Origin of the sequence: Friedmanniella luteola (assembly GCF_900105065.1) — a bacterium.
In the GTDB taxonomy this organism is placed as follows: Bacteria; Actinomycetota; Actinomycetes; order Propionibacteriales; family Propionibacteriaceae; genus Microlunatus; species Microlunatus luteolus.
Window position 1 is genome coordinate 4,503,600 of the sequence record NZ_LT629749.1, and the last position, 25,218, is coordinate 4,528,817.

Here is a 25,218-nt window from a genome sequence, read left to right on the forward strand (position 1 = left end):
AGGGGACGACGACGACTGACGCCCTTCGACAAGCTCAGGGAGCGGGGGTCGCCAGCCAACGGCGGAGGTGGGCGCTGACGACGGCCGGCTGCTCGAGCGGGGAGAGGTGGCCGGAGTTCTCGACGACGGCGAGGGTGACGCGGGGGACCAGTCGGGCGATCTCCGCGTGCCGCTCCAGACCGCAGAGCCGGTCGTCGCGGGCCGCGAGCACCAGCGCGGGGCAGCGGACCCGGACCAGGCCCGGCCGTTCGTCGACACGGGTGCCCTGCAGCCGGAGCTGCGCGTCGTAGGTGGCGGCGCCCAGGTCGTCGGCCATGGCCAGGGTCGTCGCCACCACGTCGGCGCGGCGCGCCAGGACGCCGGGCGAGAGCAGCAGCGGCAGCAGGCCCTCCTGCAGCGCGCGCGGGGAGCCGGCGGCCAACCGCGCCCGCTGGTCGTCCCAGCCCTGCCGCTGCGCGGCCGTCGGGGCGTGCGGGTTGGTGGACAGCAGGGCCAGCCGGGTCACCCGCTGCGGCGCCCGCCGGACCAGGGCCATGGCGACGACCGCCCCGAGCGACAGCCCGGCCAGCGCGAACCGCTCGGGGAGCCGGTCCAGCAGCCGGTCCACCTCGGCGTCGAGCGCGGGCTCCTCCAGCACCGCGGTCAGCGGGGCGTCCGGCAGGTCGAGGGCCGACCAGAGCGCCGCCGTGCAGCCCATCCCCGGCAGCAGCACCAGAGGGTCGGGCGCGGCGCTCACCCCTTGACGGCGCCGGAGGCGAGACCGGCCACCAGGTACTTCTGGGCGATGAACGCGATGCCGATCACCGGCAGCGTCAGCAGCACCGTGGCCGCCGAGGCCTGCTGCAGCAGGGGCAGGTTCTGCCCGATCTGGGTGGCGATGAACACCGGCACGGTCTTGGCGCTGACGTCGGTCAGCACCGCCGCGGTCAGGTACTCCTGGAACGCGAACAGGAACACGAAGATGCCGGCCGTCAGGATGCCCGGCCCCATCAGCGGGATCATGATCCGGCGCAGCACGCCGAAGCGCGTGCAGCCGTCGACCATCGCCGCCTCGTCCAGCTCGCGCGGGATCTCGGCGAAGAAGTTGCGCAGCAGCCAGATGGTGAAGGGCTGGTTGATCGCGATCAGCGCCGCCGCCAGGGCGTAGGTGGTGTCGTAGATCCCGAGGGACTTGCTGATCTCGTACATGGGCAGCACGACGGCGAACCGCGGCAGCGCCCGGAAGACCAGCGCGAGCACCAGCAGCACGATGGACGCCACCCCGCCGTAGCGGGACAGGGCGTAGGCGCACGGCAGCCCGATGACCAGCGCCACCAGCGTGCTGATCACCGCGACGATGACGGTGTTGGTCAGGTACAGGTAGAAGTTCGTCGTCTGCCACAGGTCGACGTAGGGCTGGAACGTCGGCGCGAACGAGAAGACCGGCGGGTTCGAGAACGCCACGTCGGTCGGCTTCAACGAGGACAGCAGGGCCCACACGAAGGGGAAGACCATCAGGATGCAGGTCGCGGCCAGCACCAGCGCCGAGATCACGGCGACGGTGCGGCGACGCGAGCGGTTGCGCCCGACCTGGTCGCGTCGGCCGGTCACCGCCGAGGCGGCGCCGAGGGGGCTGCGGCTGGGGGCGTCGTCACCCGCCGGCTTGAGGTCGATGCTCATGCGGCCTGCGCCTCCTTGATGATGCTCCGGATCGAGGGGTACAGCAGGACCAGGATGAGCAGGATCGTCAGCACGCTGATCGCGCTGCCGAGGCCCAGGTTCACCGCGCCCTCGCGGAACGCGATGTTGTAGATGTACAACATGATCGACTCGTTGCCGAGCCCGACGGCCTGCGGGGACAGGGCGATCAGCGAGTCGAAGATGCGGACCACGTCCATGGTGAAGATCAGCAGGACGAAGCCGAGCACCCCGCGGATGCTCGGGATGATCACGTAGAGGTGGCGCTGCAGCGGGCCGGCGCCGTCGATCTCCGCCGCCTCCAGCGTCTCCTCCGAGACGCCCTGCAGGCCGGCCAGGATCATCAGCATGGCGAACGGCAGCATGAACCAGATGACGTTCGCGGCGACGATCAGCCGGTTCGGCCACACCTCGGTGAACCAGAGCGGCTGACCGAACGCCCCGCCGGTGACGGCGTTGGCGAGGTAGTTGACGATGCCGCCGAAGTTGGAGTCGAACAGCCAGCTGAACGCGACGGCCCCCACGACGTGCGGCAGCACGTAGGAGATCAGCATGATCCCCAGCACGAAGGGCCGCCAGCGGCCGAGCTTGTTGATCAGGCTCGCCAGGACGTAGCCGAACACCAGGCAGAAGGCGGTGACCACCACGGTCAGCCCCAGAGTGAACAGCACGGCCTTGCCGAGCCGGGGGTCCGAGACCGCCGCGGCGAAGTTGGCGAACCCGACCCCCGTCCCGGGGGCGCCGTACTCCACGTCCTGGAAGCTCCACCGCACCGTCCGGTAGAGGGGGACCAGCATGAATCCGAACATCACGATCACGCTGGGCGTGACGAGCAGCCAGAACTCGCGGCGCTTCATGCTGGTCCCTCTCGACGGCGGTGCGGGGCGGGTGGTGCGGCCTACTTCTGCTCGGCCAGCACCTTCTCCGCGGCCGCCTGCATCTGCTTCGTGCCCTCCTCGACCGAGGTCTTGCCCGAGATCACCGAGGCGATGATCTCGGTGTTCGCCGAGGTGATCGGCGGCACCCACGGCTGGGCCTCGGCCGGCGGCGCGCCGGCGATGGCGGCCTCCGCGGCCTCCGCGTAGGGCGAGGCGCTCTGGTCCAGGCCCTTGCGCGCCGGGTAGGCGGCCGGGATGGAGGCCTTGGAGGCGTCCTCGCTGACCGAGGCGGCGAGCAGCTGGAACAGCAGGTCGTGGTCGATCTTGGTGTTGAACGGGATCGACCAGCCGTCGACGGAGAGCGCGCCGTACTGGGTGCCACCCTCCTCGACCGCCGGCGGGGCGGCGAACGCGAACTGGTCGTAGAGCTTGGTGTTCTTCTGCTGCACGAGGTCGTTCATCCGGCCGGAGAACATGATGCCGATGGCCGCGGAGCCGTTGTACAGCTGCTGCTGCACCTTGGGCTGGTCGAACGTCGTCACCTGCGGGTCCATGTAGGGCAGCAGGGACTTGAGCTCCTCGAACGCCTTGACCGACTCGGCGCTGGTGAACTCCGGCGTCGTCCCGTCCTCGGCGACGAAGTTCTTGCCGAGGGAGTTGAGCGCGGCCTTGTACGCGGTGGAGATGTCACCGCTGGCCAGCCACGGCAAGGCCAGCGGGTACTTCAGGTCCCCGGAGTCCTGCAGCTTCTTCGACACGTCGCGCAGCTCGGCGAAGGTGGTCGGCGGCTCCAGGTTGTTCTTCTCGAACAGGTCCTTGCGGTAGACCATGGTCAGCACCTGGGTCTGCATCGGCAGCGCGTACAGCTTGCCCTCGTAGCTCATGGCCTTGCGCAGGTTCTCGTCGATGTCGTCGAGCGCGTAGGTGTCCTTGTACTTGGCGAACAGGTCGTCCAGCGGGACGAGCTTGTCGCGCGACGCCAGGTCGGGGACCACGAAGGAGTAGGTCTCGACGACGTCGTACGTGCCGGTGTCCCCCGCCAGCGTGGCGGTCGTCTTCTGCACCTGGCCGGCGAAGTCGATCGGGTCGTGCTTCACCGTGACGTTGTCGTGGGTGCAGCTCGAGACCATGGTGTTGGAGTACGGGTCGACGGCCGAGGAGTTGTAGGCGAGGACGTTGATCGTCGTCGCCTCGGCCGGGTTCTCGAAGTCGCAGGCCACCTTGGTGGCGGTCTCGGCCCCGGTGCGGGAGCCGGCGCCGCACGCCGTCAGGCCGACGAGCGTGGCGGAGAGCAGGCCGACGGCCAGTGCTCGGGACAAGCGGGATGCACGCATGGGTCCTCTTCTTCGATCATGGGCGGAACGGGTCACGAACGGGCCGAGCACTTCGACGAATACGTATTCAGTTGTGGGTTCACCGGCCGCTCCGGGGAGGGGGCTGCGGCCGGCGCGTCGGGGGCCGTCAGGAGCCGGCGACGAGGTCCAGCCGCAGCTGGGCGCTGTCCCGGTGCCCGGGCATGCCCTCGAAGTCGGAGATGGTGACGACGGGTCCGGCCTGGGCCTCGGTGGCCGCCCGGGTGGCCTTCTGGTAGGTCAGCTGCTTCAGGTAGCCGGTCACCGAGAGCCCCGCGGTGTAGCGGGCGCCGCGGGCCGTGGGCAGCACGTGGTTGGTGCCCGACATGCCCTTGTCGGCGTAGGCCACCGTCGACCACTCCCCCAGGAACAGCGACCCGTAGTTGCGCAGGTTGTCCAGGTAAAAGTCGGTGTCGGCGGCCAGGATCTCGAGGTGCTCCGGGGCCAGCAGGTCCATGATCTCGATCGCGGTCTTGGCCGAGTCGGCGACGTAGATGGAGCCCCAGTCCCGCCAGGCCGCCCCCGCGATGTCCCGGGTGGCCAGGCCCTCGAGCTGGCGGGCGATCTCCACCTCGACGGCGGCGGCCAGCTCGGCCGACGTCGTCACCAGGCAGGCCGGGGAGCTGGGGCCGTGCTCGGCCTGGGCCAGCAGGTCGGCCGCCACCATGGTGGCGGTGGCGGTCTCGTCGGCGATCACGGCCACCTCGGACGGGCCGGCCAGCACGTCGATCCCCACCTTGCCGTACAGCTGGCGCTTCGCCTCCGCCACGAAGGCGTTGCCGGCGCCGACGATCATGTCGGCGGCGACGCCGTCCAGCAGGCCGAAGGCCATCGCGGCCAACGCCTGCACGCCGCCGAGGGCGAAGATCCGCTCGGCACCCGAGGCACGGGCGGCGTAGAGCACGGCCGGGTGCGCGGTGCCGTGGTGGGACGGCGGGGTGGCCGAGACGACGTTCGGGACGCCGGCGGCGCGCGCCACGCCGATGGTCATGAAGGCGCTGGCCAGCAGGGGGAACCGGCCGGCGGGCAGGTAGGCGCCGACGTTGCCGACCGGCACGTACTTCTGGCCGCAGACCACGCCGGGCACGACCTCGTCCTCGAAGTCGGTGAGGTGCGCCCGCTGCATCCCGGCGAAGCGGCGGGTGCGCTCGGCACCGGCGTCCAGGGCGTCGCGGAGGTCCTGCGGCAGCGACGCGGTCAGCGCGCCCACCTGGTGCGCCGGGATCTCGAAGTCCTCGCCGCCGGTCCAGCCGTCCAGCTGCTCGGCGTAGCGGCGGACGGCCGCCAGCCCGTTCTGCTCGATGTCGGAGAGCATCGACGACACCGTCGCGATGACGGCCGGGTCGGACTGCGCGGCCACGTCGGGGCGGGCGGGCTCGCGGACCACGGTGAAGGTGCCGGTGATGCGGAGCCGGTCGGCGGGCGTCAAGTGCATACGTATAACATAGGGATGCACGGGCGGGTTGGCAACCACTGCGGGGTCAGTCGTGTGACGACCGCGTTGCGGTTGCGCGGCAGCCCCCTCCCGGTGGGTGCGCGGCCCCGCCCGACCGCCGTCGCCGAGCCCTGGGAGCCGCCCTCAGCCGTCGAGGGCGTCGTCGGCGAAGCCGTGGCCGGCGAGCCGGGTCAGCCGCCGCCCGCGGACCCGGTAGAGGACCTGCGCGAACAGCCAGGCCGGCAGCGTGAGCAGCCCGGCCCGGATCTCCGCGACGTCGGTGCAGCGGGTCATCCCGTGCACCGCCTCGACCACGACGCGGTGGTCCCACGTCCGCACCAGGGCGCTGTGGCCGGCGTCGTGCCAGATCTCGGTCGGGCCGTCGGCGAGGGGGTCCCCGGCGTCGAGGACCCGGCGGACGACGAGGGTGTGCTGCCCGAGGGGCAGCCGGCCGCCGACCCGCAGTCCCACCCGGTAGTCCGCGGTCCGCCAGCGCTCGGGGAAGGTCGGCGGGTCGAGCGGGTCGAACCGCAGGACGGGTGCGTCCAGCCGGTTGAGCCACCGGGTCCGCGCCAGCTCGGCGACCAGCCGCTCGGGCGGGCACGGCAGCAGGACGGTGAGGCGCAGGCGCATGGCCGGACCGTACCCGTCGCGTCACCCGCCCGGCGGGACGTCGATCCGCCGCACCGGCTTCGTCGGCAGCGCACTATGGAGCCATGCACCAACGCGCCGCGACCACCGCCGGCACCGGCACCCGACCCCTGCGGTGGGAGGCCCGGCTGGCCGGGCTGGTCGCCGGCGTGGCCGGTCTGGCCGCGGCCGACCTGGGGGCCTGGTTGCTGGCCCCGGTCGGCGCGCCCATCTCGGCCGTCGGCGAGCTCGTCATCGACCTGCTGCCGGCCCCTCTGGTGAACTTCGGGAAGGACACCCTCGGCACCGCCGACAAGCCGGTGCTCGTCGCGATCATCACCGTCGCGGTGCTGGTGGTCTGCGCCTTCGCCGGGCAGGCCGAGCTGCGCCGCCGCTTCGGGGGCGCGGCCGTCTTCGCCGTCGTCGCGGTGCTGGGCCTCGCCGGTGTCGCCGCGCGGGCCGGCGCGCAGCCGATGGCCTACCTGCCCACCGTCGTCGGGCTGTCCCTCGGCTACCTGCTGCTGCGCACCATGGTCGACCGGCTGGAGACGTGGCGTGACGCCGCCGCGGCCGCCCAGCCCACCTCGACCGCCCGCCGCGGCTTCCTGCGGCTGGCGCTGGTGACCGGGGGGCTGGCCGCCGTCGGCGCCGTCGCCGGCGAGGTGCTCCTCGGGGCGGCCACCCGGGTCAACCAGGCCCGGCTGCGGCTGCGGCTGCCCGGTGCCGCCCGTCCGGCTCCGGCCGTGCCCGCGGCGGCGGACCTCCGCGTGCCGGGGCTGAGCCCGTACGTCACCCCGAACGCCGACTTCTACCGGATCGACACCGCCCTCCAGGTGCCCGTCATCGACCCCGACGACTGGTCGCTGACCATCGGCGGGATGGTCGAGCAGGAGGTGACCCTCAGCTACGCCGAGCTGGCGGCGCTCCCGCTCGTCGAGCACGTCGCCACCCTCACCTGCGTCTCGAACCCGGTGGGCGGTGAGCTGGTGGGGAACGCGCTCTGGCTGGGCTACCCGATCCGTGACCTGCTGGCGCGGGCCCGGCCGACCGCGGGCGCCGACATGGTGCTCTCCACCAGCCAGGACGGCTTCACCGCCGGCACGCCGCTGGACGCGCTCACCGATCCCGGCCGGCAGGCCCTGCTGGCGATCGGGATGAACGGCGAGCCGCTGCCCCTGCAGCACGGCTTCCCGGTGCGGATGGTGGTGCCCGGTCTCTACGGCTACGTCTCCGCCACCAAGTGGGTGACCGAGCTGAAGGTGACGACCTTCGAGGCCGACCGCGGCTACTGGACCCCGCTCGGCTGGGCCGCCCGCGGCCCGATCAAGCTCGCCTCACGCATCGACGTCCCCCGCCGTACCGTCGACGCCGGCCGGGTGGTCGTCGCCGGGGTGGCCTGGGCGCAGCACACCGGCCTGGCGGCCGTCGAGGTCCAGGTGGACGGCGGCGCCTGGCAGCCCGCCGAGCTGGCCGCGACCACCGGCCCCGACACCTGGCGGCAGTGGAGCTACGCCTGGGACGCCACGAGCGGCGAGCACAGCCTGACCGTCCGCGCGACCGACGCCGACGGCACCGTCCAGGACCCGGCCGAGGCGCCGCCCGCTCCGGACGGCGCCTCGGGCTACCACCAGGTCTCGGTCACCGTCCGGTAGACCGCGCCGGCCCGGCCGGCCCGCGGCTCAGCAGAACCGGCTCAGAAGAACCGGTACGGATTGGTGGTGGTGGCCGCGAACACGTACCAGGACGTCGCCGCGATGTGCAGGTTCGGGTAGTAGCCGAACCCGAAGCCGGTATCCATCGGGCTGGACGCGGCGACGATGCCGCCCTCGACCCGCTTCGTCCCGAAGGTCTGGCCCTGCCCCAGCCGGTTCTGGGCCCAGCGCAGCTGCTCGAGCAGGTCCTCGGCGCGGTCGGCGTCCCCGGCGGCGCTGCGGTCGCGCAGGGCGATCGCCAGCTGGCCGGTGCCCTCGAACCAGACGGCGCCGTCGTCGGGCTTCGGGTTGTAGTCCTGCCCGCCGATCCGGGCACCGGTGTCGGTGACCAGCGAGCCGCTGGCGAAGACGACGCCGTGCGCCGTCTGGCGGCCGGTCAGGGCCGAGTTCGCCCGCAGCGGGGTGTCGGTGCTCGCCAGGTTCGTCCGCGCCCAGTCGAGGGCCTCGGCGTGGCGGCGGTCGCGGACGGCCAGCCAGGACCACGTCTGCACGTCCAACGGCAGCTGGGTGGCCTTCGTGTTGACGGTCGCCCCGTCGTCGGAGCCGGTCCAGAAGAAGCCGTCGTCGGCGTTCCAGACGCGCTCGACGAAGGCCCACGCGTGGTCGGCGCGGTCGCGCCAGACGGTGTCCCCGGTGAGCCGGGCGAGCAGCCGGAAGTAGGCCGTGAGGTCGATGTTGTGCTCGCTGGACTTGTGGCCCTCGAGGCCGGCGGTCTCCCCGAAGGTGTAGCCGCCCAGCCCGGTGGTCGAGTACGTGTTCTGCTGGATCCAGCGGCCGATCGCCACGGTGCCGTCGAGGTAGGCCTTGACGCCGGTCCGGTGGGCCAGGTGCGCGAGGGCGATGCCCGACCAGGCCATGTCGCCGACGGCGGTGCCGACGAGGCCGAACTCGTAGCCGGAGTGGGCCCACGTCCGGGTCCCGTCCCCGACGACGAAGGTGTCGGCGTGGTACGCCTGCCGCAGCCGTCGGTCGGTGAGGGTCTCGTCGTTGGCCTGGGCGTAGAGCAGGGCGTCGCCGATGGCGCGGGCGTGCTTGACGTCGCCACCGGCCAGCAGCGCGATGACCGTCAGCGCGTTGTCGTAGACGAAGGCGATGTCGGTGAGGCCGGACGCGTCCTGGTAGCTCTGCGCCAGCCGGGGCCCGGTCGTGCGGTAGGCGTCGGTGACGCCGCCGAGGAAGGCCAGGGCGCTGCGGACGGAGCCGGCGTGGCGGCCGCGCAGAGCGCTCGTCCGCTCGTCGGCGGACGCGGTCAGGGCTCCGGCCCCGGCCAGCGGGGCGGCGAGGCCGAAGGCGGCCCCCGCTCCCAGGAAGGTGCGGCGACGGACTCCAGCGGGACGGTCGGGACTCATGTCTCTCCTTCGAGAACAGGGGTGTGGGAGCGCTCTCAGAAAGTACCGCCGGTGTCAACGCCGGGCCGGGAGGGCATGCTCGGGGCGTGGCGGTGTCGGAGCGGCGAGCGGGTCGGGTGCTGGCGGTGCACGGCGGCGCGGTGCTGCTGCTGCGCGGCAGCGACCCGGCGCGACCCGAGGACGGGACCTGGTGGTTCACCGTCGGCGGCGGCTGCGAGGGCGGCGAGAGCACGGCCGAGGCCGCGCGTCGTGAGGCGTTCGAGGAGGCAGGCCTGGTGCTGCCCGACGACCTCGGGCCCGTGGTGCTGCACCGGGTCGCGGAGTTCTCGTTCGAGGGCCAGGACTACCGGCAGACCGAGGACTTCTACTTCTGCCGGGTCGACTCGGACGCGGTCGTCACGACGGGCTGGACGGAGCTGGAGCGCCGCTCGATGACCGAGCACCGCTGGTGGAGCGCCGCGGAGCTGGCCGGCACCGCCGACGTCGTGCACCCCGAGCAGCTCGCCGGGCTGCTCGCGACCCTGCTCGCGGCGGAGCGCCCCAGGCCCGGACCAGCGGCGGGAGCATGATCAGCACCCGCGCGTCCTCGGTCGACCGGGTGGTCAGCACCGGCGGTCCCGGCCGCCACCGCGTCTGACCGCCCGGCTGGGAGGATGGCCCGGTGCGCATCGCGACCTGGAACGTGAACTCCGTCGGCGCCCGGCTGCCCCGGCTCCTGGACTGGCTCGAGACCCGGCAGCCCGACGTGGCTGCCCTGCAGGAGACCAAGTGCGCCGACGCGGGCTTCCCGTTCGCCGAGGTCGAGGCGCTGGGGTACCAGGCCATGCACGTCGGCGACGGCCGCTGGAACGGCGTGGCCATCCTGTCGAAGGTCGGGCTGACCCCGGTGGCCGACGCCCTCCCCGGCATGACCGAGCCGCGCTACGCCACGGCCGACTGCGGCGGGCTGCGGGTGACCAGCGTCTACGTCCCCAACGGCCGTGCGGTCGACGACGCGCAGTACCCCTACAAGCTCGCGTGGTTCGCCGCGCTCCGCGCGACCCTCGACGACCTGGACCCGGCCGCGCCGCAGGTGATCATGGGCGACTTCAACGTCGCCCGCACCGACGCCGACCTCTGGGACCCGGCCCTGTTCGTCGGGTCGACCCACGTCACGCCGCAGGAGCGCGCGGCGATGGACGCCCTGGTCGACTGGGGCCTCACCGACGTCGTGGCCCGGCCGGGGAAGAACGACCGGCCCTACACCTACTGGGACTACCGGGCCGGCCGCTTCCACCAGGACCAGGGCATGCGGATCGACTACGTGCTGGCCAGCGCCGGCGTCGCCGTCGACGACGCCTACGTCGACCGGGAGGCCCGCAAGGGCAAGCTGCCCTCCGACCACGCCCCGGTCGTCGCCGACGTCAGCCTGACGACCGCCTGACCTCCGCCTCCGGGTTCAGGCCCGGCGCCGACCGCGGCCCAGCAGCAGGACGCCCGCGACCGCCAGGGCGAGGGCGCCGGCCGGCCCGACGAGACCGCCGGCCGGCCCGCCCGTGTCGGCCAGTCCGGGACCGGTGCCCGGAGCGCTGACCGGGTCGGCCCCGCCGCCGGTGCCGGCGCAGTCCTGGGCGACGGTGACGTCGGCCCGGCCGGCGGACTCGGTGATGCCCGCCGGGTCGCTGGCGTCGGCGACCCAGCGGAAGGTGTCCTGGGCCCACGGCACGCGCTGGGAGGCGCCCGGGGCGAGGGTGGTGTGACCGGTGCTGCTGGTCTGGTCGGGGGCGCCGGAGAAGACCTCGACCTCGGGATTCCGGGCGGGGTTCGTCAGCACCACGACGCCGCAGCCGACCTCGACGTCGAGGCAGTCCAGCACCGTCAGGTCGAAGCTCTCGTACGGCAGCTGGGCCCCGTCGAAGGTGAGCGCGTAGGTGTAGGTGCCGCGGCCGGGCAGCCGCTCGGCGACGGAGGTGTTGCTGCCGTCGGCGGACTCGACGCTGCGCCGGGCGACGGCCCGGCCGTCGGCGTCGGTGATGACGTAGGCGTAGTCCTCCTGGGCGCCGAGCTCCACGTCGAGCTCCAGCCGCGCGGTGCCCCCGCCGGTCACGCAGCCGACCTGGCCGGTGGTGGCCCGGTTCGCGCCGCAGCCCTGCCCGACGTCGAGGACCCCGTCCCCGACGAGGGCGACCGGCTCGTCCTCGTCCTCCTCGTCGTCGTCCTCCTCGTCGGTCAGGCCCTGGCCGGAGAAGGCAGCCCACTGGAGCTCGGCGTAGGCCACCCGGACGGTGCGGCTGGAGCCGGGGGTGAGGAACAGGACGTTGTCGACGGCGTCCTCCTCCTCCGCCCCGGTGGGGCCGTGGACGACGCCGATCGCCGGGTTCCCGGCCGGGTTGGTGAAGGTGGTGCCGGTGCAGTCCGTGGTCGGCGTGAGGCAGCTGGCGACGGGGACGTCGGCCTCGGTGCTGGGCTCGGTCGCGCCGTCGACGTAGGTGGTGAGCAGGTAGCGGCCGGCGGCGAGCGAGTCGACGTCGGCCCCCAGCTCGGAGTCGAGGTCCAGCGGGCCCTCCGCGATCACGTCGCCGTCGAGGGTCAGCCGGAAGGTGAGGGAACCGTCGAAGCCGTCCCCGCGCGGCGCCGCCACGAGGTTGGCCGACCCGGGCTCGTCCGCCGTCGCGCACGCGGAGACCACGCTGACCTCGTAGCGCGGGTCCACGAGGATCGCGGCCGCCGGGGCCACCCGGGACAGCCGGTGCCCGTCGGCCGCGCGGCGGAGCAGGACCGGCACCTCCGGCGCGGGAGCGGTGGGGACCGCCGTCGTCCGCTGCGCGGTGGGTGACGCCGAGGGGCTCGCCGCACGCGGGCCGGCGGCCGGCGTCGGCGTGGCGCTGGCGCTCGCGGCGGCGGCGGCCGCCGGGGTGGACCCAGGCGTCGGGGTGGCCACGGGCGTCGGGTCCGAGGTGGCCGCGGGCGTCGAGGACGCGCTCGGGCCGGGCGTCGGCGTCGCGGTCGGGGCGGCCGCGGCCGTGACCGGGCCCAGCGCCGTGGCCAGGGTGAGCAGCGCGACGGCCAGCGCCCCGGCGGGGGCGCGGCGGAGCGTCGGGCGGGAGCGGGGCGGGCGCATGGGGGAGCTTCCGGTTCGGCGGACCGCGGCGGGGGGACGCGGGCGAGCACGAGCGCGCTCATCCAAGCAGGGGCGGACCACGGTCACAACCACCGCCGGGATCGGGGCGGGTCCGCGGCGCCCGCGTACGGCAGACTGGGCGGGTGATCGAGTACCGCACCCCCGCCGAGATCGAGCAGATGCGACCCGCGGGCCGTTTCGTCGCCGAGGTGCTGACGGCCCTCCGCGAGCGCGCCGACGTCGGGGTGAACCTGCTGGAGCTCGACGAGCTGGCCCACCAGATGATCACCGACCGTGGTGCCGTCAGCTGCTACATCGACTACCACCCCTCGTTCGGCGCCAGCCCGTTCGGGAAGGTGCTGTGCACCTCGGTGAACGACGCCGTGCTGCACGGACTGCCGCACGACTACGTGCTCGCCGACGGCGACCTGGTCAGCCTCGACTTCGCCGTCGCCGTCGACGGCTGGGTCTCCGACTCCGCGATCACCGTGGCGGTGGGCGTCCCGCGCGTGCAGGACCTCAAGCTGATCGCCACCACCGAGGCCGCGCTCGTCGCGGGCATCGAGGCCGCGCAGCCGGGCGCGAAGATCGGCGACATCTCCTTCGCGATCGCCCGAGTGGCCTCGCACGCCGGCTACAAGATCAACACCGACTTCGGCGGCCACGGCGTCGGCCGCACCATGCACGGCGACCCGCACGTCCCCAACGACGGCCGCCGCGGGCGGGGCCTGCCGCTGAAGCCTGGCCTGGTGATCGCCATCGAGCCCTGGTTCCTCGAGACGACCGACAAGATCTACACCGACGCCGACGGCTGGACCCTGCGCAGCCGGGACGGCTCGCGCGGGGCGCACTCCGAGCACACCATCGCCATCACCCCGGACGGGCCCCTCGTCCTGACGGCCCCCTGACCGCGACGCGCCCGGGCCCTGCCGCCGGGCCGGGCCGCGTGCTCGGCGTCGACGGCTGCCCGGACGGCTGGGTGGCGGTCGCGCCGGACCCCGACCGGGCCCGGGTCTACAGCGCGGCCAGCCTCGCCGCCGTCATCGCGCAGGCGGAGCAGGACGGCCCGGTCGTCGGCGTCGGCGTCGACATCCCGATCGGCCTGCCGGAGCGCGGTCCGCGGCAGGCGGACCTGCTGGCCCGCGACCGGCTGGGCCCGCGGCGCTCCTCGCTGTTCCTCACCCCGGTCCGCGCCGCGCTCGAGCTGGGGGACTACGCGGCCGCTGTCGCCGTGCAGCGGGCGGTGACCGGGCAGGGCTTCTCCCGTCAGGCGTTCGGCCTGCGCGCCAAGGTCCTCGAGGTCGACCGCCTCCTCCGGGCCGGCGGGCGGCCGCTGCACGAGGTGCACCCCGAGCTCGCGTTCGCCACGCTGGCGGGCGCACCGCTCGCGACCGGCAAGAAGACCTGGGCCGGCGCCGTCGAGCGCCGGCGGCTGCTGGCCGCCGCGGGCATCGTCCTCGAGGGCGACCTGGGGCCGGCGCCCGGCCGGGCGGGCGTCGACGACGTCCTCGACGCGGGCGCCGCGGCCTGGACCGCCCTCCGCATCCGGGACGGCCGGGCCGCGTCGCTGCCCGACCCTCCCGAGCCCCTCCCGTACGGGCTCACCGGGGCGATCTGGGTCTGAGCAGGAGTTCTGGCGCTCTGTCCACCGGTGCGGTGGTCCAGCCGCCAGGATCCACAGCGGCGCTCCGCGAGCACGTCGTCCCGACCGTGGTCCTGAGGATCCCCGGCATGGGAGTCCCGAACGAGATCCGCCGTGTCCTGCTCCGCCAGGCCGGGGTGATCAGCCGCGCCCAGGCCCTCGCCGGTGGCCTCACCCCGCGTCAGCTGGACCGCCTGCTGGCCGACGGCAGCTGGGTCCGCGTCCACCCGGCCGTCTACCGGCTCCACGCGGTCGTCCCGACCGTCGAGGCCGACGTGCGCTCGGCCGCACTCTGGCTGGGTGGCAGCGCGGTCCTCACCGGTCTCGGAGCCGCCTGGTGGTGGGGCTGCCTGCCCGAGGCCCCCAGCCGCTGGACGTTCAGCCGCTCGACCGCCGGCTGCCCCCCGCGCTCCACGAGGGTCGCGGTCGACCGCGCCTTCGTCGACCGCAGGGTCGCCCTCGAGCTCGACGGCCACGCCTACCACTCCGGACCCGACGCGCACCGCGCCGACGTCCGCCGCGCCAACGACGTGATGGCGGCCGGCTGGACGGTCCGCCGCTTCACCTGGAGCGACCTGCTGACCGATCCGGACGGCTTCATCGCCACCGTGCGCGACGTTCTGGCGATCTGACCACCGCCCGGGTGGTCCAGCCGCCAGAAGTTCAGCGGTGGACGATCACCTTGTCGCCCACCCGGGCCTGCGCGAACAGCGACTGGATGCCGGCGAGGTCGCGGACGTTGACGCAGCCGTGCGAGGCCCCGTTGTAGCCGCGCGCGGCGAAGTCGGGTGAGTAGTGCACGGCCTGGCCGCCGGAGAAGAACATCGCGTAGGGCATCTTCGTGTGGTAGATCGTCGAGACGTGGTCGCGGGACTTCCAGCCCACCGCGAAGGCGCCCTCGCGGGTCGGCAGCTCCGCGGAGCCGAAGCGCACGTCGAACCGCATCTGCGGCTTGCCGTCGATCACCCAGACCAGGCTGTTCGTGCTCTTGCTGATGCACATCGCCCGGCCGGTGAGGCACCGGGAGTCCAACCCGGCGGCCGACGGCCTCGGCGTCCGGTTGTGCTTCTCGTCGCTGCTCGGCGTCCGGGTCATCGCGGTGAGCCGGTCCCAGGTGCGCTGGTCCACCTCGCCGGTGACGGGGATCTGCCGCTTGCCCTGGAAGCCCTCGACCGCACGGGCCGTCGCCGCCGCGTAGGTGCCCGTCACCGGGCCGGAGAACCAGGCGATCTGCTTCAGCCGGGCCTGCAGGTCGCGCACCCGGTCACCGCTGGCCCCCCTCGCCATCAGCGCAGGGCCGGGGGTGAGCGTGTTGTGCATCTCGTCGTGGGTGGGCTTGCGGGTCCGGCTGGTGAGTGAGGTCCAGGTCTTCTGGTCGACGGCGCCCGTGGCCGTCAGCGCGCGCTTCTCCTGGAAGCCCTCGACGGCGGTGACGGTGGACGCGGCGTAGCGGCCGGTGATGTCGCCGGAGAACCAGTCGAGCTGGCGCAGCCGGTGCTGCAGCTCGCGGACCCGGGTGCCGCGGTCGCCCTGCGTGAGCAGGGCGGCGGTGCCGGCGCGGGCGCTCGGTCTCGCGGTGGCGCGGGGCGAGGCCGAGGGGCCAGCGCTGCTGGTCGACGGTGCGGCGCTGCGGGTGGCGCTGGTGGGCTCGTCCGCCGGGCTGCTCCCCGTCGGGCTGGCGGCGGACACGGCGGGCTGCGGGGCGGTGTCGTCCACGGCCGCGCCCGGCAGGCCGGCGCAGCCCGCTGTGCCGAGCAGGAGGGCCACGGCGACCGCGCCGAGTCGTCGAGGTCGGAAGATCATCGAGGGCTGTCCTTCCGTCCGCCTCCGGTCGTCCCAGAGGCATCAGGCGTCACAACCTAGGCGACGTCACCCCCTCCCGTCACGGGTCGAGGGTGAACCGTCGCTCAAGAGTTGTCGCCGCCGGCGGCCCGCGGGATGAGCCCGGGACGGCGGTGCGTTGGTAGCCTGCGGGGCGTCAACGCCGACCTCCTTCGTCGGCGTCCTGACCCCGGGACCGGCGTCCGCGCTCCACCCGGAGGTCTCGTGCCACCCCTCTCCCCCACCCGTCGCTGGCTCGCGCTGCTCGCGCTCGCGCTCGGCGGCTTCGGCATCGGGGCCACCGAGTTCGTGGCCATGGGCCTGCTGCCCGATCTCGCCCGCGACCTGCTCCCCGGCCTCACGGCCGCCGACCCCGAGGCCGCGATCGCCCGCTCCGGCTGGCTCATCAGCGCCTACGCGCTCGGGGTCGTCGTGGGGGCGCCCGTCTTCGCGGCGCTGTCGGTGACGGTGCCGCGCAAGCTGCTCATCCTGCTGCTCGTCGGGGTGCTGGCGCTGGGCACCGTCGCCTCGGCGGTGCTGCCCACGTTCGGCTGGGTGGTGGCGGCCCGCTTCGTCGCCGCCCTGCCGCACGGCGCCTACTTCGGGACCGCGGCCCTGGTGGCGGGGAGGATCCTCGGTCCCGGCAAGCAGGGCCAGGGGATCGCCTTCGTGCTCACCGGGCTGACCGTCGCCAACGTCGTCGGGGTCCCGCTGATCACCCGGGTCGGCCAGCTCGCCGGCTGGCGGGCCGCCTACCTCGTCGTGGCCGGGCTGTTCCTGCTCACCCTCCTCGCGGTCGCGCTGGCCGTCCCCCGCCAGCCGGCGTCGGTCGGCGCCTCGGTCCGCCGCGAGCTCCGGGTCCTCCGGCTGCCGCAGCTCTGGCTGATGATGGCCGTCGGCGCCATCGGCTTCGGCGGCTTCTTCGCCGTCTACTCCTACATCGCCGAGGTCGTCCGGGTGGAGGCCGGCCTGTCGACGTCGGCGGTGCCGTGGGTGCTGGCCGCGATCGGCGTCGGGATGACCCTCGGCACGCTGTTCGGCGGCTGGGCCGCCGACCGCGACCTGCGCCGGACGGTGCTGGTCGGCTTCCCGTTCTTCCTCGCCTCGATGGTGGCGATGGCCCTCACCGGCGGGCACCCCGTCGGCGTCTTCGTCAGCGCCTTCGCCGTCGGCCTCACCAACATGGTGATCATCCCGGGCGTCCAGGCCCGGCTGATCGCGGTGTCGGGCGAGGCCCAGCTGCTCGGCGCGGCGCTCGTCCACTCCGCGCTCAACATCGCCAACAGCATCGGGGCCGCGCTCGGCGGGCTGGTCATCGCCGCCGGCTTCGGCTACCTGGCGCCCAGCTGGGTCGGGGTCGGGCTCGGGGTGCTGGGCCTCGGTCTGGCGCTGCTCAGCTTCGCCCACGAGGACCGGGCCCGGGCGCAGGTGGTAGGCAGCAGCCATGAGCTCGCTGCGCCTGGACACGCTGACCCTGCTGACGTCGCCGCTCGGGCCGCCGGACCCGCTGCCGCCGCTCCGCTCGCCCGCTGACCTGCACGCGTCGGCCGCACCCGGGGCCGCCGACGAGGAGATGCGCCGCGGGATGGCGTACGGCGCCGTGCCGTCCGTGCTGCCCTACCTGGTGCAGTCCGACTACGACCGCCGGCGCCGGCCGGTCGAGCACCCGGTCGCGGTGCTGGAGAACGACCGGCTGCGGGCCACCTTCCTGCTCGGGCAGGGCGGCCGGCTGTGGTCGCTGCTGGACCTGCGCACCGGCCGTGAGCTGCTGTTCAGCCCGCCCACCCTGCAGCGGGCCGACCTGGCCCTCCGCGACGCCTGGTTCGCCGGCGGCGTCGAGTGGAACCTGGGGCTGACCGGGCACACCGCGCTCACCTGCAGCCCGCTGCACGCCTCCCGCGTGCGGGCCGACGACGGGACGCCGGTCCTCCGGCTGCACGAGTACGAGCGGATGCGCGGCCTGGTCCAGCAGGTCGACGCGAGCCTGCCGGACGGGGCCGAGCACCTGCTCGTGCACGTCACGGTGACCAACCCGACCGACGCGACGGTGCCGCTCTACTGGTGGTCGAACGCAGCGGTCCCGCAGGCCGACGACGTCCGGGTGCTCACGCCGGCCCACGCCGCCTGGACGTTCGACGACGCCCGGGTGGTCAGCCAGGTGCCGATGCCGGTGGTCGAGGGCGTGGACCGCAGCTACCCGACCCGCTCGCCCGCGGCCGTCGACTACTTCTTCGACCTCGCCGCGAGCCCGCGACCCTGGGTGGCCGCGCTGGACGGTCAGGGCGCCGGGCTGGTGCAGTCCTCGACGCCGCGGCTGCGCGGGCGGAAGCTCTTCGTCTGGGGGACCGGGCCGGGCGGGCGGCACTGGCAGGAGTGGCTGTCGCCCGACGGCGGCGCCTACCTCGAGATCCAGGCCGGCGTCGCGCGCACCCAGCTGGAGCACGTCCCGCTGCCCGCCCGGACCCGCTGGTCGTGGCTGGAGACCTACGGCCCGCTGCAGGTCGACGCGGCGGCGGCGCACGCGCCCGACTGGTCCGTGGGGGCGGCGGCGGTGGAGCGCGCGCTCGAGGCGTCGGCGCCGCAGGCCTGGCTGGACGCGGCGGCGGCGGGCGCGGCGGCGCTGGTGGACCGGCCGCCCGTCGAGGTGCTGCACACCGGCTCGGGCTGGGGAGCGCTCGAACGACACCGGCGGGTGGCCGACGGCGAGCCGCCGCTGGACCTGCCGGGCACCCCCTTCCCCGACGCCACCCTCGGCCCGGAGCAGCGGCCCTGGCTCCGGCTGCTGGAGACCGGGCGGGTCGACCTGGACCTGGGCCAGCCGCCGCCGTCCTACCAGGTGGCGCCCGCCTGGCTCGCTCGGCTGCGGACGACCGGCGGACCGGCCGCCGACCTGCTGCGCGGGGTCGCCGAGGGCTACGCGGGCGAGGAGGACGCGGCCCAGTCGGCGTGGCGGCGGTCGCTGGCGGTCGAGCCGACGGCGTGGGCGTGGCGCAACCTGGCCGTGCTGGTGGCCGAGGACGACGTCGACGCCGGCCTGGCCGCCTACGCGGAGGCCCGGGCGCTCGCGCCGGACGTGCTGGCGCTGGTGCTCGAGGAGCTGGCGCTGCTGCTGGAGGCGGACCGGGCCGCCGCGGTGCTGGACCGGGTGGACGCCCTCGGCGCCGGCGTCCGCGCGGAACCGCGGGTGCAGCTGGCCGAGGCGCGGGCGGCGGTGGCGGTGGGGGACGCGGACCGGGCGGGCGGACTGCTCGAGCCCGGGCTGGTGGTGCCGCAGCTGCGCGAGGGCGCCCGGCTGCTGGAGGACCTCTGGTACGGGTACCGGGCCCTGCGGTTGCGGGCCACGGGGTCGAGGGCGGCGGGGCCGACCCCGGAGGAGGCGGCCAGCGCCGCCCGCCGGGAGCCGCTGCCGGCCGTCTACGACTTCTCGATGGCCGCGCCGACGACGTGAGTCAGGCGGCGCGGCTCATCGGGAGCGATCAGTGCTTCTTGCGGGTGGACTGGGAGAGCTTGCCCAGTCCCTCCTTGATCTTGCGCTGGTTCTGCGGCTTGGACAGCTCGCGCTGCGCGACCTGGATCACCTTCGCGACCACGGCGCCCTTGAGCAGACCTCTGAGCATTCCCATCGTGTTCTCCTTTACGCACCGTCTCCGGTGCAGCTCGTAGGCCTCAAATCTACCGGGGTCGCAGCAGCCCCCACCCCGAGGTCGGGGCTGCGGGGCACCAGACGGGGGAAGAACCGGGGCCATCCCCGGGTTGTCACCGGGTGAACGAGCACGTCCACGCACCTGAAGGAGCACCCCGTGACCGACACCCTGACCCCCTCCGCCCAGGCCTCCGGCACCTTCGCCCTCGGCGGCGACCTGCCCGTCGTCCGCCTCGGCTACGGCAGCATGCAGCTGACCGGCGACGGTGTGTGGGGCGACCCGAAGAACCCCGACGAGGCCGTCCGCGTCCTCCAGCGCGCCGTCGAGCTGGGCGTGACCTTCATCGACACCGCCGACTCCTACGGTCCCGTCGTCGCCGAGCAGCTGATCAAGAAGGCGCTGCACCCCTACGCCGACGACCTGGTGATCGCGACCAAGGCCGGCCTGACCCGCCCCGGCCCCGGTGACTGGCAGCCCGTCGGCCGCCCCGAGTACCTCCGCCAGCAGGTCGAGCTGAGCCTGCGCAACCTGGGCCTGGAGCGCATCGACCTCCACCAGCTGCACCGCATCGACCCGCAGGTCCCCCTCGCCGACCAGGTCGGCACGCTCAAGGAGCTGCAGGACGAGGGCAAGATCCGCCACATCGGTCTCTCCGAGGTCAGCGTCGAGGAGCTGAAGGAGGCGCAGCAGACCGCGACCATCGTCTCGGTGCAGAACCTGTTCAACCTCGCCGACCGCTCGGCGGAGCCGCTGCTCGACCACGCCGAGGCCGAGGGCATCGCCTTCATCCCGTGGTTCCCCCTGGCCACCGGCCAGCTGTCCCGCCCGGGCGGCCCGCTCGACGCCCTGGCGCAGGAGCACGGGGCCACCCCGTCGCAGCTGGCGCTGGCGTGGCTGCTGCGCCGCTCGCCGGTCATGCTGCCGATCCCCGGCACCTCGACCGTCGCGCACCTGGAGGACAACCTGGCCGCGGCCAGCCTGCAGCTCAGCGACGACGAGTTCGGCCGGCTCACCGACGCCGTCCGCTGACTCCCGGCGGGCGCCGACCAACCGGTCGGCGCCCGCTCTCGGGCCCGCGGGCAGACTGAGGGCATGAGCGATGGCACCGTGGCCGGCGACGGCCCCACCACCCCGGCCCGGGAGACCCCCGACCACACCGTCGACGTGCTGGTGATCGGGGCCGGGTTGTCCGGCGTCGGGGCGGCCTACCGTCTGCAGACCGAGTGCCCGGACCGCACCTACGCGGTGCTCGAGGCGCGCGAGCGGATCGGCGGCACCTGGGACCTGTTCCGCTACCCCGGCGTCCGGTCGGACTCCGACGTCTTCACGTTCAGCTACCTCTTCCGCCCCTGGGAGGGCGAGCAGACGCTGGCCGACGGCGAGAGCATCCGCACCTACATCGCCGACGTCGCGGCCGAGAACGGGATCGACCGGCGGATCCGGTTCGGCACCACGGTGGTGCACGCGTCCTGGTCGTCGGAGGCCGCACGCTGGACGGTCACGGCGCAGCGGTCGGACGGGCCGACGGAGACCTGGTCCTGCGGCTTCCTCTACGCGTGCTCCGGCTACTACGACTACACGGGGGGCCACACCCCCGACTTCCCCGGCCTCGACGACTTCGCCGGCCAGGTGGTGCACCCGCAGTTCTGGCCCGAGGACCTCGTGGTCGCCGGCCGGCGGGTCGTCGTCATCGGCTCGGGGGCCACGGCGGTCACGCTGGTCCCCGCGCTCGCCCGGGAGGGGGCGCACCCGGTCATGCTCCAGCGGACGCCCACCTGGGTGGTCTCCCAGCGCCAGGACGACCCGGTGACCCGCCGGCTGAAGCGGCGGCTGCCGCCGAAGGTGGCGCACCGGGTGGTCCGGGCCCGCAACCTGGCCCTCGGCCAGGCCTTCTACCAGCTGAGCCGGCGCCGTCCCGACCTGGCGCGCAGCTACCTGAGCAAGCCGATCGTCGGCCGGATGGGACCGGAGTTCGCGGCCGAGCACTTCACCCCCAGCTACGACCCCTGGGACCAGCGGCTCTGCGTCATCCCCGACAGCGACCTGCTCAAGATCGTCGAGCGGGGCGAGGCCGAGGTGGTCACCGACCGCGTCGACCGCTTCGTGCCCGAGGGCATCCGCCTGGTGTCGGGCCGCGTCCTGGAGGCCGACGTCGTGGTCACCGCCACGGGCCTGCAGATGAAGCTGCTGAGCGGCTTCTCCCTCGACGTCGACGGCGTCCCGGTCGTGCTGCCGGAGCGGGCCGTCTACCGCGGGCTGATGCTGGACGGCGTCCCGAACTTCGCGCTGGCGATCGGCTACGTCAACGCCTCCTGGTCGTTGCGGGCCGACCTGTCGAGCCGCTACGTCTGCCGCTACCTCAACCACCTGCGCCGACGACGCCGGGGCTTCGGCTACCCGGTCCGGCCGGCGGACCTCGAGGAGCGACCGGTGATGCCGCTCCGGTCGGGCTACGTCCAGCGGGCCCTGACGACGCTGCCCGTCCAGGGCTCGCGCGACCCGTGGACCGTCCCGCAGAACTACGTGCTGGACAGCCTGCGGATGCGCCTCGGGCGGGTGGACGAGGGACTGCGCTTCGACGTCGCCCCCGCTCCCGCTGCTGCGACGGCGCAGCGCCCGGCCGTCCCGACGCCCGCGGGGGTGACCGCATGAGCCGGCTGGAGCCCTTCGTCTTCGCCGGCGCGACGGCCGTGCTGACGGGCGCCGCCAGCGGGATGGGCGAGCAGCTGGCGCACCAGCTCGCCGACCGCGGCACCGCGCTGGTCCTGCTGGACCGCGACGCCGACCGGCTGGACCGGGTGGCCGCGGCCGTGCGGGTCGCCCACCCGGGCCTGGGCGTGGAGGTGCACGTCGTCGACCTCGCCGAGACCGCCCGGATCGCCTCGCTGGTCGCCGAGATCCTCGCCGCGCACCCCCGCGTGGACCTGCTGGTCAACAACGCCGGCATCGCCCTGGCGGGCCGCTTCGACCAGATCAGCCTCGAGGACTTCGACGCCGTCCTGCGGGTCAACCTGACCGCCCCGGTCACCCTCACCCACCACCTGCTGCCGACGCTGCTCGCCTCCCCCGGCAGCCACGTCGTCAACGTCTCCAGCCTGTACGGGCTGATCGCGCCTCCCGGGCAGAGCGCCTACGCGACGAGCAAGTTCGGCCTCCGCGGCTTCAGCCAGGTGCTGCAGGCCGAGCTGGGGGGCCGCGGCGTCGGGGTCACGACCGTGCACCCCGGCGGCATCCGGACCCGCATCGCCGAGACGGCCCGGGTGGGCCAGGGGGTCGACCCGCAGCAGGCGGCCGTCGGCAAGGCGCGTGCAGCGCGCGTGCTCACCTACCCGGCGGAGCGCGCCGCGGCGGACATCCTCGAGGCGGTCGAGCACCGCCGGGTGCGGCTGCTCATCGCCCCCAGCGCCAAGGTGCCGGACGCCCTCGCCCGGCTGCTGCCGGTCGGGCACGTCAGGGCGCTGAGCTGGCTGATGGGCGGTGGTGGGCGGCGCCGCTGACGCCGGCCCTGACCCGTCGGATCAGTGCTGCATGTCCGTGAAGCGGGAGTAGTGGCCCTGGAAGGCCACGGTCAGGGTCTTGGTGGGGCCGTTGCGGTGCTTGGCCAGGTCGATGTCGGCCTCCCCGGCCCGCTCGGACTCCTTGTCGTGGATGTCCGGCCGGTTCAGCAGGATGACCATGTCGGCGTCCTGCTCCAGCGAGCCGGACTCACGCAGGTCCGACAGCATCGGCTTCTTGTCCGTGCGCTGCTCGGGACCACGGTTCAGCTGGGACAGCGCCACGACGGGCACCTCCAGCTCCTTGGCCAGCAGCTTGAGCTGGCGGGAGAACTCCGAGACCTCCAGCTGGCGGGACTCGACCTTCTTGCCCGAGGTCATCAGCTGGATGTAGTCGATGACCACGAGCTTGAGGTCCTGGCGCTGCTTGAGCCGGCGGGCCTTCGCCCGGATCTCCACCATGGTCAGGTTCGGGGAGTCGTCGATGTACATCGGCGCCTCGGACACCTGGCCCATCTTGGTGGCGACCCGGCTCCAGTCGTCGTCGCTCATCCGGCCGCCGCGGATGTGGGACAGCGGGATGCTCGCCTCCGCCGACAGCAGCCGCATGGTGATCTCGATCTGGCTCATCTCCAGGCTGAAGATCACCGAGGTGAGGCCGTGCTTGATCGACGCCGAGCGGGCCAGGTCCAACGCCAGGGTCGACTTCCCCATGCCGGGGCGGGCGGCGACGATGATCATCTGGCCGGGGTGCAGGCCGTTGGTGAGGTCGTCGAGCTCGGCGAAGCCGGTGGGCACACCGCCAAGGTTGCCGCCGCGGGAGGAGATGGCCTCCATCTCGTCGAGGGTCGGCTGCATGAGCTCCGACAGCGGCTTGTAGTCCTCCGACGCGCTGCGGTCGGTGACCGCGTAGACCTCGGCCTGGGCGCGGTCGACGATGCCGTCGACGTCCCCCTCGCCGGCGTAGGACATCTGGCCGATCTTGATGGAGGCGTTGACCAGCCGGCGCAGGATCGCCTTCTCGCGGACGATCTCGGCGTAGTAGCCGGCGTTGGCGGCGACGGGGACGCTGGAGAGCAGGGTGTGCAGGTACGGCGCCCCGCCCACCCGGACCAGCTCGCCGCGCTTGCCCAGCTCGGCGGAGACCGTGATGGCGTCGGCGGGCTCGCCGCGGCCGTAGAGGTCGACGACGGCGTCGTAGACCTGCTCGTGGGCCGGCCGGTAGAAGTCGACGCCTCGGAGGACCTCGACCACGTCGGCGATGGCGTCCTTGGACATGAGCATCGCGCCGAGCACGCACTGCTCGGCGTCCATGTCCTGGGGCGGCGTCCGGTCCGGCGTCCGCGGCGCCTCGTCCCGGTACGGCGTCATCACCTCGGCCAGGCTCACGCGCACTCCCCTCTCGGCCGGGACGTCCCTTCCCGGCGGTCGGCGACGGCGGGTGGTCAGCCACCCGTTCCCGCCCTCGAATGTAAGTTGCACCGCTGACATTTCTGCCCGCGGCCGCCGCCCCCCGGCGCGACCAGGGGACAACGTACGCCGTCTGGTGACCACCCGGAAGCCAGTTGTCCACAGGCCTTGTGGACAACCGGGGAGATCCTGTGGGGGACACGCACCCGTCCTGTGCGCAGCGCGGGGGACGCCTGGGGACGACGGCCCGGTTGAGCCCGCGATGTGGCCCTGACCAGGGAAGATGCTGTCCCCCGCCCGTGGACGACAACTGCTCTGCAGAAATCTGCCGACACTCCCGGAGCCGTCTCGGCCGGTTGACAAGCAGCTCGTGCCGGGTTAGTACCCACAGGCTGCTGGTGAGTCTGTGGACAAATCTCCCACGGTCGGCGGACCGAAGGTGCCTCTCGTCAGGAGGAACATGACCACGGGTCGTGCATTAGTACCCTAGGGGGGTACCGTAGTCACATGACCACCGAGCACGCCCCCGGAGCCGAGACCCACCACGGCTACATCAGCAGCAAGGACGAGTACCTCAAACGCCTCCGGCGCATCGAGGGCCAGGCGCGCGGGCTGCAGAAGATGGTCGAGGACGAGAAGTACTGCATCGACATCCTCACCCAGGTGTCGGCGATGACCAGCGCCCTGCAGTCGGTCGCGCTCGGTCTGCTCGACGACCACCTGTCGCACTGCGTCGTCCGGGCGGCCGCCGAGGGCGGCCCCGAGGCCGACGAGAAGATCCGCGAGGCGTCGGCGGCCATCGCCCGCCTCGTCCGTTCCTGACCGGGAGGACCCCATGACCAGCGCGAGCACCCCCAGCACCCAGACCTACCAGGTCAGCGGCATGACCTGCCAGCACTGCGTCGACGCGGTGACCGAGGAGGTCGGCGCCCTCCCCGGCGTGACCGGCGTCCGCGTCGACCTCGAGCGCGGCGAGGTGGCCGTGACCAGCAGCACCGCCGTCGACCGCGCGGACGTCGCCGCCGCCGTCGACGAGGCCGGCTACGCGCTCGTCTGAGGCGCGCCCCGCTCCGT

General features: G+C 73.7%; 24 protein-coding genes. 13 read left to right on the top strand and 11 right to left on the bottom strand.

Translation table 11 applies throughout. The features are described from left to right. Positions 1 to 34 precede the first annotated feature (34 nt). The 6 genes from BLT72_RS21025 to BLT72_RS21050 all read right to left on the bottom strand — a co-directional run bounded on the left by BLT72_RS21025 (position 35) and on the right by BLT72_RS21050 (position 5,975). Positions 35 to 736, bottom strand: coding sequence for an alpha/beta fold hydrolase (locus tag BLT72_RS21025; protein WP_091415849.1), 702 nt, complete (start codon positions 734 to 736; stop codon positions 35 to 37). Then, positions 733 to 1,659 (bottom strand): carbohydrate ABC transporter permease, encoded by a 927-nt coding sequence (locus tag BLT72_RS21030; RefSeq protein WP_091415853.1) that lies wholly within the window; start codon positions 1,657 to 1,659, stop codon positions 733 to 735. The genes BLT72_RS21025 and BLT72_RS21030 overlap by 4 nt, the downstream gene beginning before the upstream one ends. Beyond that, entirely contained in the window at positions 1,656 to 2,534 is an 879-nt protein-coding gene (locus tag BLT72_RS21035) for a carbohydrate ABC transporter permease (protein WP_091415856.1), read from the bottom strand. The genes BLT72_RS21030 and BLT72_RS21035 overlap by 4 nt, the downstream gene beginning before the upstream one ends. Before the next feature lie 41 nt (positions 2,535 to 2,575). Next, positions 2,576 to 3,889, bottom strand: coding sequence for an ABC transporter substrate-binding protein (locus BLT72_RS21040; protein WP_091415859.1), 1,314 nt, complete (start codon positions 3,887 to 3,889; stop codon positions 2,576 to 2,578). Between the two features lie 127 nt (positions 3,890 to 4,016). Next, the gene (gene hisD, locus BLT72_RS21045) at positions 4,017 to 5,342 is read right to left on the bottom strand and encodes a histidinol dehydrogenase (RefSeq protein WP_091415862.1); all 1,326 of its coding nucleotides are present in this window, start codon (positions 5,340 to 5,342) and stop codon (positions 4,017 to 4,019) included. Between the two features lie 144 nt (positions 5,343 to 5,486). Next, positions 5,487 to 5,975 carry a hypothetical protein gene (locus tag BLT72_RS21050; RefSeq protein ID WP_091415865.1) on the bottom strand — a complete coding sequence of 163 codons (489 nt, stop codon included), beginning with the start codon at positions 5,973 to 5,975 and terminating at the stop codon, positions 5,487 to 5,489. 83 nt (positions 5,976 to 6,058) lie between these two features. Between BLT72_RS21050 and BLT72_RS21055 the strand changes: the two genes are divergently transcribed. Then, on the top strand, positions 6,059 to 7,624 hold the full coding sequence (locus BLT72_RS21055; RefSeq protein ID WP_091415868.1) for a molybdopterin-dependent oxidoreductase: 1,566 nt from the start codon (positions 6,059 to 6,061) through the stop codon (positions 7,622 to 7,624). Between the two features lie 41 nt (positions 7,625 to 7,665). On the opposite strand, the gene BLT72_RS21060 is transcribed toward BLT72_RS21055, so the two are convergent. Further along, the gene (locus BLT72_RS21060) at positions 7,666 to 9,033 is read right to left on the bottom strand and encodes a hypothetical protein (protein ID WP_091415871.1); all 1,368 of its coding nucleotides are present in this window, start codon (positions 9,031 to 9,033) and stop codon (positions 7,666 to 7,668) included. 86 nt (positions 9,034 to 9,119) lie between these two features. Here BLT72_RS21060 and BLT72_RS21065 point away from each other — a divergent pair, with 86 nt between their 5' ends. Then, entirely contained in the window at positions 9,120 to 9,602 is a 483-nt protein-coding gene (locus tag BLT72_RS21065; protein ID WP_091415874.1) for an NUDIX hydrolase, read from the top strand. A gap of 92 nt (positions 9,603 to 9,694) precedes the next feature. After that, positions 9,695 to 10,456, top strand: a complete 762-nt coding sequence (locus tag BLT72_RS21070) for an exodeoxyribonuclease III (protein WP_091415878.1) — start codon at positions 9,695 to 9,697, stop codon at positions 10,454 to 10,456. A gap of 15 nt (positions 10,457 to 10,471) precedes the next feature. On the opposite strand, the gene BLT72_RS21075 is transcribed toward BLT72_RS21070, so the two are convergent. Next, entirely contained in the window at positions 10,472 to 12,133 is a 1,662-nt protein-coding gene (locus BLT72_RS21075; RefSeq protein ID WP_091415881.1) for a hypothetical protein, read from the bottom strand. 143 nt (positions 12,134 to 12,276) lie between these two features. On the opposite strand from BLT72_RS21075, the gene map reads away from it, so the two are divergent. The 3 genes from map (at position 12,277) to BLT72_RS21090 (ending at position 14,407) form a co-directional block, all read left to right on the top strand. Beyond that, positions 12,277 to 13,041 (top strand): type I methionyl aminopeptidase, encoded by a 765-nt coding sequence (map, locus tag BLT72_RS21080; protein ID WP_091415883.1) that lies wholly within the window; start codon positions 12,277 to 12,279, stop codon positions 13,039 to 13,041. 38 nt (positions 13,042 to 13,079) lie between these two features. Then, positions 13,080 to 13,757, top strand: a complete 678-nt coding sequence (locus tag BLT72_RS21085; protein ID WP_091415886.1) for a DUF429 domain-containing protein — start codon at positions 13,080 to 13,082, stop codon at positions 13,755 to 13,757. Positions 13,758 to 13,864: 107 nt separating this feature from the next. Next, positions 13,865 to 14,407: a type IV toxin-antitoxin system AbiEi family antitoxin domain-containing protein gene (locus tag BLT72_RS21090; RefSeq protein ID WP_091415889.1), complete on the top strand. Its 543-nt coding sequence runs from the start codon at positions 13,865 to 13,867 to the stop codon at positions 14,405 to 14,407. Positions 14,408 to 14,438: 31 nt separating this feature from the next. On the opposite strand, the gene BLT72_RS21095 is transcribed toward BLT72_RS21090, so the two are convergent. Next, on the bottom strand, positions 14,439 to 15,578 hold the full coding sequence (locus BLT72_RS21095; RefSeq protein WP_091415892.1) for a L,D-transpeptidase family protein: 1,140 nt from the start codon (positions 15,576 to 15,578) through the stop codon (positions 14,439 to 14,441). Positions 15,579 to 15,821: 243 nt separating this feature from the next. Here BLT72_RS21095 and BLT72_RS21100 point away from each other — a divergent pair, with 243 nt between their 5' ends. Together BLT72_RS21100 and BLT72_RS21105 are read left to right on the top strand one after the other, a co-directional pair. Then, positions 15,822 to 17,129, top strand: a complete 1,308-nt coding sequence (locus BLT72_RS21100; protein WP_091415894.1) for an MFS transporter — start codon at positions 15,822 to 15,824, stop codon at positions 17,127 to 17,129. Then, complete coding sequence (locus tag BLT72_RS21105; RefSeq protein ID WP_197677127.1) at positions 17,041 to 19,044, top strand: DUF5107 domain-containing protein; 2,004 nt, start codon at positions 17,041 to 17,043, stop codon at positions 19,042 to 19,044. Before BLT72_RS21100 ends, BLT72_RS21105 begins: the two co-directional genes overlap by 89 nt. A 28-nt stretch (positions 19,045 to 19,072) precedes the next feature. On the opposite strand, the gene BLT72_RS22610 is transcribed toward BLT72_RS21105, so the two are convergent. Continuing rightward, the gene (locus BLT72_RS22610) at positions 19,073 to 19,219 is read right to left on the bottom strand and encodes a hypothetical protein (RefSeq protein ID WP_172826146.1); all 147 of its coding nucleotides are present in this window, start codon (positions 19,217 to 19,219) and stop codon (positions 19,073 to 19,075) included. 177 nt (positions 19,220 to 19,396) lie between these two features. On the opposite strand from BLT72_RS22610, the gene BLT72_RS21110 reads away from it, so the two are divergent. The 3 genes from BLT72_RS21110 (at position 19,397) to BLT72_RS21120 (ending at position 22,737) form a co-directional block, all read left to right on the top strand. After that, positions 19,397 to 20,269 carry an aldo/keto reductase gene (locus tag BLT72_RS21110; RefSeq protein ID WP_091415897.1) on the top strand — a complete coding sequence of 291 codons (873 nt, stop codon included), beginning with the start codon at positions 19,397 to 19,399 and terminating at the stop codon, positions 20,267 to 20,269. A 63-nt stretch (positions 20,270 to 20,332) separates the two neighbouring features. Continuing rightward, positions 20,333 to 21,892, top strand: coding sequence for a flavin-containing monooxygenase (locus BLT72_RS21115; RefSeq protein WP_091415899.1), 1,560 nt, complete (start codon positions 20,333 to 20,335; stop codon positions 21,890 to 21,892). Continuing rightward, entirely contained in the window at positions 21,889 to 22,737 is an 849-nt protein-coding gene (locus BLT72_RS21120; protein WP_091415902.1) for an SDR family NAD(P)-dependent oxidoreductase, read from the top strand. The genes BLT72_RS21115 and BLT72_RS21120 overlap by 4 nt, the downstream gene beginning before the upstream one ends. Positions 22,738 to 22,758: 21 nt before the next feature. Here the strand turns inward: BLT72_RS21120 and dnaB are convergent, their stop codons facing one another. Further along, the gene (dnaB, locus tag BLT72_RS21125; RefSeq protein WP_197677447.1) at positions 22,759 to 24,105 is read right to left on the bottom strand and encodes a replicative DNA helicase; all 1,347 of its coding nucleotides are present in this window, start codon (positions 24,103 to 24,105) and stop codon (positions 22,759 to 22,761) included. A gap of 546 nt (positions 24,106 to 24,651) precedes the next feature. On the opposite strand from dnaB, the gene BLT72_RS21130 reads away from it, so the two are divergent. Both BLT72_RS21130 and BLT72_RS21135 read left to right on the top strand, forming a co-directional pair. Next, positions 24,652 to 24,966, top strand: coding sequence for a metal-sensitive transcriptional regulator (locus tag BLT72_RS21130; protein ID WP_091415907.1), 315 nt, complete (start codon positions 24,652 to 24,654; stop codon positions 24,964 to 24,966). Between the two features lie 13 nt (positions 24,967 to 24,979). Then, positions 24,980 to 25,201: a heavy-metal-associated domain-containing protein gene (locus BLT72_RS21135; RefSeq protein ID WP_091415910.1), complete on the top strand. Its 222-nt coding sequence runs from the start codon at positions 24,980 to 24,982 to the stop codon at positions 25,199 to 25,201. Positions 25,202 to 25,218: the final 17 nt, after the last annotated feature.